9 protein-coding genes are annotated in these 12,179 nt (G+C 66.5%); 1 reads left to right on the top strand and 8 read right to left on the bottom strand.

Annotation, left to right across the window (positions count from 1 at the left end; all coding sequences use genetic code 11):
* Window positions 1–96: 96 nt before the first annotated feature.
* From glgX to BLS52_RS01665, 3 genes are all read right to left on the bottom strand, one after another.
* Window positions 97–2,238 carry a glycogen debranching protein GlgX gene (gene glgX, locus BLS52_RS01675; protein ID WP_084798164.1) on the bottom strand — a complete coding sequence of 714 codons (2,142 nt, stop codon included), beginning with the start codon at window positions 2,236–2,238 and terminating at the stop codon, window positions 97–99.
* A gap of 189 nt (window positions 2,239–2,427) precedes the next feature.
* Entirely contained in the window at window positions 2,428–3,969 is a 1,542-nt protein-coding gene (locus BLS52_RS01670; protein WP_071416363.1) for a multicopper oxidase family protein, read from the bottom strand.
* A gap of 179 nt (window positions 3,970–4,148) precedes the next feature.
* Window positions 4,149–4,643 carry a DUF6153 family protein gene (locus BLS52_RS01665; RefSeq protein WP_071416364.1) on the bottom strand — a complete coding sequence of 165 codons (495 nt, stop codon included), beginning with the start codon at window positions 4,641–4,643 and terminating at the stop codon, window positions 4,149–4,151.
* 163 nt (window positions 4,644–4,806) lie between these two features.
* Here BLS52_RS01665 and BLS52_RS01660 point away from each other — a divergent pair, with 163 nt between their 5' ends.
* A complete protein-coding gene (locus tag BLS52_RS01660) occupies window positions 4,807–6,465 on the top strand; it encodes an ABC1 kinase family protein (RefSeq protein ID WP_071416365.1) in 1,659 nt (552 codons plus the stop codon).
* 11 nt (window positions 6,466–6,476) lie between these two features.
* On the opposite strand, the gene BLS52_RS18755 is transcribed toward BLS52_RS01660, so the two are convergent.
* From BLS52_RS18755 to BLS52_RS01635, 5 genes are all read right to left on the bottom strand, one after another.
* A complete protein-coding gene (locus BLS52_RS18755) occupies window positions 6,477–8,696 on the bottom strand; it encodes an NUDIX domain-containing protein (RefSeq protein WP_245702647.1) in 2,220 nt (739 codons plus the stop codon).
* Window positions 8,697–8,910: 214 nt separating this feature from the next.
* The gene (locus tag BLS52_RS01650; protein WP_071416367.1) at window positions 8,911–9,963 is read right to left on the bottom strand and encodes a zinc-dependent alcohol dehydrogenase family protein; all 1,053 of its coding nucleotides are present in this window, start codon (window positions 9,961–9,963) and stop codon (window positions 8,911–8,913) included.
* Window positions 9,964–10,094: 131 nt separating this feature from the next.
* Window positions 10,095–10,937 carry a DMT family transporter gene (locus BLS52_RS01645; RefSeq protein WP_197521562.1) on the bottom strand — a complete coding sequence of 281 codons (843 nt, stop codon included), beginning with the start codon at window positions 10,935–10,937 and terminating at the stop codon, window positions 10,095–10,097.
* A gap of 374 nt (window positions 10,938–11,311) precedes the next feature.
* Window positions 11,312–11,992: a methyltransferase family protein gene (locus tag BLS52_RS01640; protein WP_071416368.1), complete on the bottom strand. Its 681-nt coding sequence runs from the start codon at window positions 11,990–11,992 to the stop codon at window positions 11,312–11,314.
* On the bottom strand, window positions 11,982–12,179 hold the full coding sequence (locus BLS52_RS01635) for a DUF2933 domain-containing protein (RefSeq protein ID WP_217636713.1): 198 nt from the start codon (window positions 12,177–12,179) through the stop codon (window positions 11,982–11,984). The genes BLS52_RS01640 and BLS52_RS01635 overlap by 11 nt, the downstream gene beginning before the upstream one ends.

The following is a 12,179-nucleotide window of genomic DNA, read 5'->3' as shown; positions in this document are numbered from 1 at the left end:
GCGCTCGTTTCTGGAGACGCGCCGTGCCCGGCCAGAGAGTTGCTTCCGGATCAGTGTTTCCCCTCCGGTCCAGGTCCTGCCCGGGCCGGGCCCTGGTCACGATGGGGTGTTGAAGCGGTCTTTGGCATGGACCGTCCTGCCCGGTTCCCGAAGAACGAGGAGAGTGTGCGGTGGGATCTCCAGTATCTGCCCCGCGGTCAGGCCTGATCGGGCTGCCTCCCGGGAGCTGTCCAGGACGAGTTCCCAGCCAGGCGCGTACTGGGCCGGTGGCAGGGTGAACTTCCTCGCCTCGGCACCGGCGTTGAAGTAGAGCAGGAAGTCGGCGTCGGTCATCGTGCTGCCGGTGAGGTCGGAGCAGCGGATGCCGCTGCCGTTCAGATACATTCCCAGCGAAAGGTCGGTACCCCGGGTCCAGTCCGCGGGTGCCATCGGGCTGCCGTCCGGTCTTAGCCATACGACGTCGGGCAATTGCCCGCCGTCCGGTTGGATGACGGGTTCTCCGCTGAAGAACCGGCGCCGGTGGAAGGTGGGATGTGCCGCGCGCAGCCGGCTGACGGCGATGGTGAATTCCAGCAGGACCTCGTCCGCGCTGTCCCAGTTGATCCAGGCCAGTGCGCAGTCCTGGGCGTAGGCGTTGTTGTTGCCGTGCTGGGTCCGTCCTACTTCATCGCCGTGCAGGATCATCGGGACCCCTTGTGAGAGCAGCAGCGTAGCCATGAGGCTGCGTTGGCGCCTGGAGCGCAGCCGCAGGACGGCCGGGTCGTTGGTGGGTCCTTCGATGCCGCCGTTCCAGGACCGGTTATGGGTTTCGCCGTCCCTGTTGTCTTCCCCGTTGGCCTCGTTGTGTTTGTCGTTGTAGGACACAAGGTCGGCCAACGTGAAGCCGTCATGGGCGGTGACGAAGTTGACGGAGGCCCGGGGGCGCCGCCCGGAGTGTTCGTAGAGGTCCGAGGAGCCGGTCAGGCGGGAGGCGAATTCGCCGAGAGTTGACGGTTCGCCGCGCCAGAAATCCCGGATGGTGTCCCGGTATTTTCCGTTCCATTCACTCCAGTTCGGTGGGAAGTTTCCCACCTGGTAGCCGCCGGGTCCCAGGTCCCAGGGTTCGGCAATCAGCTTGACCTGGGAGACGACCGGGTCCTGCTGGACGAGGTCGAAAAAGCTGGAGAGCCGGTCGACGTCGTAGAACTCCCGGGCCAGGGCAGCTGCCAGATCGAAGCGGAAGCCGTCCACGTGCATCTCGGTCACCCAGTACCGCAGGGAATCCATGATGAGCTGCAGGGTATGCGGGGTGCGGACATTGAGCGAGTTTCCGGTCCCCGTGTAGTCCGTATAGAACTCCCGGCGGGTCTCGTCGAGCCGGTAGTAGGAGGCGTTATCGATGCCCCGGAAGGAGAGGGTGGGACCGAGATGGTTGCCTTCGCCGGTGTGGTTGTAGACGACGTCGAGGATGACCTCGATCCCGGCCTGGTGGAGGGTGCGGACCATCGTCTTGAATTCCGTGACCGCGCTGAGCGCGTCCGGTGCGGAGGCATAGCCGTTATGCGGGGCGAGGAACCCGATGGTGTTGTATCCCCAGTAATTCGACAGCCCCCGGTCGATCAGGAACCGGTCATGGATGAATTGCTGGACCGGCATCAATTCGATGGCCGTGACACCGAGCTTTCGCAGATGCGCCACGATTGCCGGATGGGCCACGGCCGCGTAGGTGCCGCGCAGCCGTTCAGGTACCTCGGGGTGAAGCCGGGTCAGGCCCTTCACATGGGCCTCGTAGATCACCGTCTCGTGGTAGGGGGTATTCGGGGCCGTGTCACCCTGCCAGTCGAATACGGGGTCAATGACCATGCCGAGCATCATGTGCGGGAGGGAGTCGGAGTGTTCGCGCCGTTGGGGATCTGCCTGGCCGTATGAAAAAAGCGCGGGATCCCAGTGCAGGCCACCTTCGATGGCCTTGGCGTAGGGATCGAGCAGGAACTTGCTGGGGTTGAAGCGGTGGCCGGCGGATGGCTCATAGGGGCCGTCCACGCGGTATCCGTAACGCTGTCCCGGTCCTATCCCCGGCAGGTAACCGTGCCAGATGTATCCATCGGCTTCGGTCAGCGGCACCCGGGTTTCGGAACCGGACCCGTCCACCAGGCACAGCGTTACAGCGGTACCGAACCGGGTGAACAGGGAGAAATTGGTGCCGCGTCCGTCAAACGTGGCCCCCAGCGGATACGCCGTTCCCGGCCAGAGACGCACTTCTACCATCCTCTTGAGCATCCGGCAGGGGGTTCATGCCCATCCGCCGTTGTCAGCCGTCCGATACTGAGGGCGCTGGCGGCGGGCGACGGGAGGAAGAGTTCCGCGGCGAGGGAAGGGTGCATAACATGATCCTGGGGTAGGGGCGGGCCCCCGGCGGGCAGGCGCATCGCCGGCGGCCCCGGGCGGTTACTTGAGGTAGGAGAAGACGCCCATCATGCCGGCTTCGGCGTGGTAGGAGTTGTGGCAGTGGGTGAGCCATTGGCCGGGGTTGTCGGCGTCGAATTCGAAGACCACCGTCTGTTTGGGTTTGACGATGACGGTGTCCTTGCGGGCACCGTTGCCGGCGAGTTGGAAGGTGTGGCCGTGCAGGTGCATGGGGTGCCACATGTCGGTGTCGTTGACGATCTTGACCTGTACGCGCTCGTCCAGGCGGAGGTCGAAGGCCCCGTCGAGCGGATTGGCCATGTCAAAGCGTCGCCCGTTGATGCCCCAGTCGTATTTCTCCATGGATCCGGTCAGCCGCATCTCGTGGACCCGGTCAGGCGGCTTGGGGGCGAACAGGACGGACTCGTCCGCTTTCAGGCGGCTGCCGTCCGTGACGGTTCCGTCCAGCGCCTTCGGCAGACGGTTGCTTGACGGTGCCGTGCCGATGCCCGTGCTGATCAGCCCGTAGGCATTGCCGTCCTTGCCTTCCGGCAGCGCCAGGACGGGCGTGTAGCCGTCGCGCACCGTGAGCAGGGCATCGATGCGTTCGCCCATGCCGAGCACGACGGCGTCAACGTCCTGCTGCTGGACGGGGAAGCCGTCCGTGTGGGTCAGGGTAATCTTCTGCCCGGGCACGCCGACCCGGTAGGCCGTGTCGCCGGCGGCATTGATGATCCGCAGCCGGACCCTGTTTCCGGGCCTGCTGTCCAGGATCTCGGGATCCTGGGGTGGTTTTCCGTTGAACAGGTGGACCGGGATCTTCACGTCCCCGGCGTCGCCGCCCAGATAGTCGCTGGTGGCGCCCATGAGCATATGCTTCATGCCCATGTCCATCCCGCCCATGTCGCCGTGGTCCATGCCTTCCATGTTGCCGCCGGACATGTCCATGCCCATGGACAGCTCTTCCAGGGCTTCCTCTGGGGTGCCGGTGATGCCATCGAGCCAGTCATCGAGGATGATGACCCACTCCTGGTCGTAGGACAGGGCCTCTTTCGGATCCTCGATGACCAGGGCCCCGTAAAGGGCACGCTCGCGCTGCATATCGAAGTGGGAGTGGTACCAGTAGGTGCCCGGGTGGGCCAGCCGGAACCGGTAGCTGTAGTCCGCTCCGGCGGCGATCGGCTCCTGGGTGAGGCCCTGGACGCCGTCGGCGTCGTTGCGCAGGGCCAGGCCGTGCCAGTGCACGCTGCTGCCTTCGGTGAGTTTGTTCGCCACCGGTATGTCGAGCAGGTCTCCTGTTTTAGCCCGGATCAGCGGGCCGTTCAGGGACCCGTTGTAGCCCAAGGTGGTCAGGGACTTCCCGGTGATTTGCGTGTTGAACGGTGCGGCGGTGAGTTGTTGGGTGACTATCGCCCCGCCGGCGGCGCGGCGGGCTTCGAAGTCTGCGATCAGCGGATCGGTCGGCAGGATCCGGGTGGCTGCGCCGGCCGGGGCCGAAGGATTGGAACAGGCGGCAAGGGCGGCCGCGGTAGCGGTGGCTACGGAGGCTGAGAGGACCGAGCGGCGGGTAAGGAGACGGTTCATGAGGGCTTTCTTTCCACGAGGGACCAAGGTTCAAGAGCTGTTGGCTCGACGCGCCGGGAGGCGGTGGCGTCGAAGCACGTGCCGGACGCACGTCAACGGACACGGGCTAAATATTAAGAGGGCACCGGAGCAAGGCAGCGGCCTGTGACGTATACCAGCCCCGGCCACGGGGGCCGGGGTTATGTACGGCTGATGGACAGCTGGACCAAAGAAGGCGGCCGTTTAAAGGGTAAATTGCCATGAGGCCCCGGCAGGACGGCGGCCGGGTGCGTGACAGCCAGCCGCCCGAGCGTGGACAGCACCAAGAGGACGGCCATGCCCAACAAGGCCAGGGCAAGAAGGCAGATCGCGGCCATGGCTGGCTCGTGGCCGCCTTCGTCGAAGGATATCGCCGGGAAAGCCGTTTCAGTGGCGCCAACTGCCGCGTCCTCAACGTGCGGGACGGCAATTGCCGCGGCACTCTGCGCTGCGGCGGAGGGAAGTGTGTCCGTCCCGCTTAGCGGCTGCGTTGCAGCGGTGACGTGAGCCGTCGTGGCGCCCGGAACGGCAGATCCATGCCCGGCAGGCATGACGTGCATTCCCAGGATCCCCATGATCACTGCGGCCAGCCCCAGAACCGTCAGCAACATGGCGGACGAGGATCTGGCGGTCCGCCCCGTTATCGTGCTGATCATGGACCCGTTCTTTCCGTCCTGTGGGGCTGGTTGTTTACCGGTATTATTCTACAAGGCGTAGCAGTGGTCTCCGGACAGGTTAAACTACTCAGGGACCGACGTTATTCCGGCCGTCTCGCGGCGATCCGCCCCGCCGGTCCCGCCCGTCCAGCAAGGAGCGCCTGTGGTCGTCAGCAGTCACGCCGGCCGGTACCGGGAGATTGCCGAGGTCCTGGCCCGGCATGGACTGGGCTTCCTCGCCGGGATCACGGGGCTTGAGCGGTGGGTCCCGTTCCACCACGGGGTGCTGGGCCATGAGTCCCGCGAGCTGTCCTACACGAATCCGGAACACCTTCGGCTGGCCCTTGAACAGCTCGGCCCGACGTTCATCAAGCTCGGCCAGCTGCTCTCCACGCGTTCGGATCTGCTGCCGCCGGAGTATCTGCAGGAGCTGGCCAAGCTCCAGGACGGGGCACCGCCCGTGCCCGGCGAGACGGTGCGGCGGCTGATACAGCAGGAACTCGGCGCCGGCCCGGAGGAGCTCTTCGCCGAGTTCGAGAGCGAGCCGCTGGCCAGTGCCTCGATCGGACAGGCACACGCTGCCCTGCTCGCCGACGGGACCCGCGTCGTCGTCAAGGTCCGCCGGCCCGGCGTGGTTGCACGCGTCCAGGAGGATCTGGAGATCCTGCAGAATCTGGCCGCCCAGGCGGACCGCCGGTGGGAGGCAGCCGCCGACTACAACCTGGCCGGTTTGGCCGGGGAATTTGCCCGGACCCTGCGCGCCGAACTCGACTATCTGCAGGAAGGGCGTAACGCGGAACGGTTCGCCGGGAATTTCGCCGGGAATCCGGGCGTACACATCCCGCGGGTTTTTTGGGGTACCACCACCTCCCGGGTGCTGACCTTGGAGCGGATCAGCGGGGTCAAGGTCGATGACCTCGAAGGCCTGGACCGGGCCGGGATCGACCGCCGCGCGCTGGCCAACCGCGCGGTCGGCGTCATCGCGCAGATGATCTTCGAGGACGGCTTTTTCCACGCCGACCCGCATCCGGGAAATCTTTTCATCGAAACGGGCGGCCGCATCGGGCTGATCGACTTTGGCATGGTCGGTGAGGTGGACGAGAAGCTGCGGGGGCAACTCGCTGTCCTGCTGGTCGCATTGGCCCGAGCCGACCCGGAGCGGGCCGGCTCGGCCTTGCTGGACCTGTCCGTTGCGAAACGGCCCGTGGACCGTGCACGGCTGCGCGCAGACCTTACCGCGGTCCTGGCCCTTTATCAGGACCGCCAGCTGGCCGAGATTGACATCGCGCCGCTGATCGGCCGGCTGCTCGCGCTGTTGCGCGAGCACCACCTGCAGCTGCCCCGTGAAATCGCGCTGATCCTGAAGATGGTTCTCATGGCAGAAGGCATAGGGGTCCGGCTGGATCCGGCATTCAACCTCACCGAGACGCTCAGCCCCTACGCGCAGCGGCTGGCACTGCACAGCTTTTCGCCCTCCGCCTATGCCAGGCGGTTTGGACAGGCCGGGCTGGATGCCGCTGAACTGGGCGTCGAGCTGCCCGGAAAGCTTCGCCGGATCCTGGACCTCATGGATACCGACGGCTTCGAACTGCATCTGCGTGCGGCGGAACTCGAGCCTCTCATGGAGCGGGCCGAGCGCATCGGCAACCGCCTGGTGGCAGGGCTGATCGCCGCCGCATTCATCAGAGGTGTGGGCGAACTGGTCGTTGCCGACAAGGAAGAGTTTCGCCGGTGGGCGCGGGCGCTCATGGGGGCAGGACTCGGCGCGGGCGCTACGCTGGGTTCCTACCTGGCCTGGACCGCGCGCCGGAAGAAGCGCTGACCCGCCACCTGTCACTGTGACTGCTTCCAGGATCGGAGGGTCAGTGGTGGTAGGACCGTTCCTTGTACGGGGTCGGCCCCGGCCGTCGCGGCATCCGGTGTCCCGCCCAGGTCGAGCATGCCTCTGAGCAGGTCGAGGATTGTTCCGGTGACGGCTCCAAGCGGGGCAGGCCGGGAACCACCAATCGGTGTTCCCTGGTCCGCAGCCAGGGCCCGTTCTTCAGGATCTGCGTATGCGCGCCGGCGCAGGGGAATGGTGGTGAGTGTGCTGACTTCGGCCAGGTTGGTCGTGCCCGTGAAGACGGGACCTGCCGACCAGGCGAGTACCGGGGTGAGCAGGAAGCCGCTGTCGGGATGCGCCAGCGGGGGCAGGGTGCCGAGAATCTGTACGCTGCCCGGGTCCAGTCCGGTTTCCTCGGCGGCCTCGCGCAGCGCTGTGGCGGCCGGCCCGTCGTCGCCGGCTTCGGCGCCGCCGCCGGGAAAGACCAGTTGCCCCGGGTAGTGGGCCAGGTCGGGTGCGCGTTCGGTGAGCAGTACCGCCGGGCCGTGCCGGCTGTCGTCGGTGAGCAGTACAAGCGCCGCCGCGGCCCGCAGGGCGACCTGCGTTGACTGCCACCGGTCCGGTCCGAAGCGGGCCGGCCCGGTCAGCCGGGCCAGCCGGCCGGCCCACACCGGCAGCATCGCGGTTCCGGTACGGCCCGGGTGCGGCCGGGCGGTACCGGTGTCCAGCCATTGCAGCTGTCCGGTCTGCACGTGCAGCAGCGCCACGCCCGGCTCGGCTCCGGGCGGCTGCACGAGCCGGGTCAGCTGCCCGAAGCCGGGGTGGCCGAACAGTGCCCGGGCGGGCCGGCGGGCGGTCGGCTCGGCCGGGCCGGAGAAATCGGCGGGGTTGTTGGCCACCGCCACGAAGGCCTGGCCCGCTCCGACAAGGTTCGCCACGGGGCCACCGAAGGCGGTCATAGTCTCGCTCATTGCCGGTACCAGCAGGAGGTTGGCGCCGGCCTCGGTCAGGGCGTGCACGGCGTGCGGGTTGAGCAGGTCCCGGCAGATCGCCATCACCAGGTGCCATCCGTCGTCGCTGACATGGACGCGTAACTGCGGCCAGCCCGGCGGCTGGATGTCTTCGTTGACCGGCCGGTCGGCAGGGGAATGCTTGTCCTGGGTCAGTGGGGACGGGCAGCCGCGCAGATAGGCGACGGCGGTGTTGCGCCGCCGCGGCGGCCCGTCGTGCCCGTCGTGCCCGTCGTGATGGTAGCTGCCGGCGACCAGCATCCGCGGCCCGTCGGGGCGGCAGGTCCAGCCCTGCAGCCGGGCGGCCAGCGGCTCGGTGACGCACAGTTCGGGAAGCACGACGATGCTCGCGCCGGCGGCAACGGCTGCGCCGATCAGCCGGTCAATTTCCCGGTGCTGGCGTTGTTCGTCCGCGGGGCGGACCGGGAAGGTACGGCCCCGGGTGTCGGCAGGGAACCGGAACTCGGCTAACGTCTGGTTCGGATGGCAGGTTGCCACGATGGTGTCCGGACCGATGAGGCCGCTGAGTGCGCCGGCCAGACCGTAGTCGAAGACGACCTGGAACTGCATGACCCACTCGCCGGCCAGCCGGACGTGGCGGGTCTCGTCCAGGCGGTTGGCCAGCCGCCACGGCGGGGACGTCGGCGGAAGCGTGGTGACCTGCCGTAGATCGGGACTGTCCAGCGGGATAGGATCGCCCACCCCCGGCTGGTAGGGGCTGCGGCGGCGAAAGGACTCGATGAAGCTGCGGAAATAGTGTTCGTCGAGCAGTTCGGCCAGGGCGCGCGCCACCACTACAGCCGGCAGGTCCGGGTCCGGGGCCAGTGCTGCCGCAAGGGCACCGCGGGCCTGCGGGCCGAACACGGCCCCCGGCGCCTGGGCGGGCAGCAGCGGCATCACGCCGGCTGCGATCCGTGCTGCCCGGGCTCGGCAGGCGGGATCCTGTATCCGTTCCTGCAGCACCGGGTGCTCGTCACGGCACAGCTGCAGCAGGTGCGTCAGTGTGACCAGCGGCTCCGGCTCTGCCGCAATGGCCGCCCGGACTGACTCCACGCGTTGGGGCAGCGGCAGCGGCCGGGCCACGCAGGGGGCGCACTCCGTCATCGACGCACTGCCTGGCTGATCATCCGGGACAGCGCCGTGGGGTTCGGCGGTGCCACTGCCCACGTTGTCTGCGCCGGGACCGTTTGCTGAGGGCAGCGCGGCGCCGCTTGTGGTCATCGACCCGGCGTCACAGCATGGATCCGGCACGATGCTCAGGGTTCTGCTGATAACGCGGCAGGCGCAGATTCATGGCAGTTGAGGCTCCAATCTCCCGTCACAGTACGTGCCCGGGCAGAGGCGGTACGAAGAAGCGACGCTGACACTTTCCAGGCCGCTTGTTCCGTTGTAGTGCCTGCGGTCGGGTTGCTTCGGGCTCTTCAGGTGAAGCCGGCTAACGCGTGATGACAACTTTCAAAGCGTTGGTTTCAGATGCCCGGGAGAAGGTGTCGTAGGCGTCCAGGATGTTGTCCAGGGTGAACCGGTGGGTCGCAAATTTCTCCGCGGGGAGCTTCTGCTGGGCCACCAGCTTCAGAAGCATGGGCGTGGTGTTGGCGTTGACGAGCCCCGTGCTGATGTTGATGTTCTGGATCCACAGTTCCTCGAGGTGCAGTTCGACGGGCTTTCCGTGTACGCCGACGTTGGCGACGTTGCCTCCGGGGCGGACGATCCGGGTGGCCATCTCGAACGTCTGGGGGATGCCCACGGCCTCAATGGCAACATCCACGCCCTGGCCATCTGTCAAAGCCAGGACCTGTTCTTTCCAGCCGGAGCCGGAGATGACCGTTTCGGTGGCGCCGAAGGTTCTGGCCTGCTCCAGCCGGTTCTCATCGAGGTCGATGGCGATGATGGCCGCTGCCCCGTAAAGTCCTGCCGTGGCGATTGCTGCCAGTCCTACCGGACCGGCGCCGATCACCGCAACCGTGTCGCCGGGCTTGACCCGGCCGTACTGGACGCCGATTTCAAAACCTGTCGGCAGGATGTCCGAGAGCATGACCGCCTGCTCGTCACTGACCCCTTCGGGGAGCCGGTGCAATGAGTTATCCGCATAAGGCACGCGCACGTATTCGGCCTGGGTGCCGTCGATGAGGTGGCCGAAAATCCAGCCGATGCCGGACTGTCCTTCATCCCCCAGACAGTGCGAGTACAGCCCTGTCCGGCAGTTGGCGCAGTGCCCGCACGATTTGATGCAGGAGATGATGACCCTGTCGCCGACCGTGAGATTGCCGACGGATGCGCCGACGTCCGTGATGGTGCCGACTCCTTCATGGCCGAGGATCCGTCCGGGCTGGACGGCGGGGACATCGCCTTTGAGGATGTGCAGGTCGGTACCGCAGATGGTCGTCGTGTCGATCCGCACGATGGCGTCGGTGGGGTTGACGATTCTTGGGTCAGGTACGTCCTGCCAGGATTTCTGACCCGGTCCGCCGTAAACAAGTGCCTTCACTGTGCCTCCTCGAAGTTGCCACGCGTCAAGCGTTCCGGAAACTAAGCATTTCGACCGCTCTGACAGGTGGAGCCTACCAAGGCGCAGGGCACCCGGGCCAGTGGCTGTTGTGCCGCCTACTGGTCCGGGAGTCATTGGGGCGCTTGGACGCTGCGTTTCCCCGGCGCTGTCAGGAAGACCATGGACAGCACAACCAAGCCCATGCCGGCCATGCTCCAGAAGGTCTGGGGTTCTCCCAGGATGAGTATCGACAGCAGGATGCCGAATACCGGCACCAGGAAGGTCCACGCCGAAAGAGTGTCCAGGCGGCAGTGCTGGACCTCGGTAAACCAGGCGAGGAATGCCGCGGCGGTCCCCACGAGGGACACATACAGGAGAATGGCGACGAACCGTGCACTCCAATTAATGGCCGGGGCGCCCTCGGTCAGCCAGGCTGCCAGCGCCAGTACCACGCCACCGACCACGAAATGCCATCCGATCACCGGCAGGACGTTGGACTTCAGCTGCCGTGAAATAAGTGTTCCGGCGGTGATTGCCAGAGCCGAGGTCAGCGATAGCCATGCCCCGGTGCCCGCGCCACCGGGTGCGGCCACAGCCAGCAGTCCCGCAAAGCCAACACCGACCGCGGCCAGAGTCCTTGGCGAGATCCTTTCCTTGTAGATCCACCAGGCCGGAAGCACGATGAGCAACGGCTGGGCATTGGCCAGGACCGAGGCGGCCCCCGTCGAGAGCCCGACCAGGCCGCCGAACATGGCGCCGAAGGCCACCGACACGTTGACAACGCCCAGCACCGTTATCAGCAGCCAGGTCCGCCGTCCACGCGGCATCGGCGCCCGCCGCAGCCCCGCCACCGCGAGGAGGGCTCCGCCGGCGAGGAGCGCCCGCAACGCGGCGAACCACAGGACCGGCGCGTCCTCCAGTCCTATATTGATGGCCAGGAAACAGGATCCCCAGGCAAAGGTGATCCAGAGCATGCGTAACGGCTTCGGCCGCCGCAAGGGATTTCCCGGTCCGGCCGGTCTCACAGGGACGCCTCCGTCACGGTTACGCATGGGAGCACCGTGGCTGCCGCCGCTGGAACGGAGGCGGGACGAAGGGCGGTCCGAGAGGTTCATGAACGTTCGTGCTCACCTCCTCCGGTCAGGATCATCAGGATACGCGAAGCGGAGCCAGTGACCCGGCGGACCGTCCCGCTGCGGACCGTCCCGCTGCGGGCCGCCCGTAAGGCCGGCCAAGGGGTGGCCGGGGGCGGCAGCGGTGGCTCCGCCCCCGGAGCGCCTGCAGCAAGTACAGCAGCCATTTACGAGAACCCGGAGTGGCTGCCGGAGACTGGCGGCCGCACCGGCCGCTACCGGGTGTCCGGGCCGTGCGGCCGGTTCGGTCCGGGACTGGTTTTGTTCGGCCTCAGCCGCGGTATGAAGGCCGGCACCCGGCGGGCATAGTCGAGGTAATCGTCTCCGAATCCGGCTGTGATGTCCTTTTCTTCGCGTTTGGCCAGCCGGTGGTAGACCACCACGAGGATCGGAAACATGATCAGTGTCAGGATGGTGGGCCACTGCAGCAGGAAGCCGAACATGATGGTCAGGAATCCCAGGTACTGGGGGTGGCGCATACGGGCGTAGATGCCGGTGACCGCCAGCCGGTGTTCCCGCTGGGCCGCATACAGGATCCGCCACGCCTGGTACAGCAGGATGAAGCCGGCGAAGATGAGCACGTTGCTCAGCAGGTGCAGGGGGTTCAGGTGCGGGTCGCCCTGCCAGCCGAAAAGGTCCTGCCACAGGTGACCGGAATTGTGGGTCAGCAGGTTCAGGTCCGGGAACCGGCTGCCCAGCCAGCCGGACAGGAAATAGATGGTCAGCGGGAAGCCGTACATCTCGGTAAACAGGGCGATCACGAAGGCGGAGAACCCGCCGAAGGCCCGCCAGTCCGGTTTCGTCCGGGGTTTGACGAAACTGAACGCGAAGATAATGAAGATTGCCGAGTTCAGGATCACCAGGAACCAGAGGTTGTACCCGTAGTCATCGGGCATCGTCCGTCCTCCCGCCGGTAGTGTTGCCGTGGCCGCCGTGGCCGCCGTGGCCGCCGTGCCCGAACAGGTGCATCCCCAGCATTCCCACCACGAGGACGTAGGGCAGGGCGTCGAGTACGTGCAGCCAGTGGCTGGTCAGCAGGTAGATCACGGCAATGACTATCAGGAAGGCCAGCCCGGCACGCAC

Source organism: Arthrobacter subterraneus, from assembly GCF_900099735.1.
Lineage (GTDB): Bacteria > Actinomycetota > Actinomycetes > Actinomycetales > Micrococcaceae > Arthrobacter_D > Arthrobacter_D subterraneus.
Note: the sequence above shows the minus strand (reverse complement) of the source record. Positions and strands in the feature narration are given on the sequence as shown.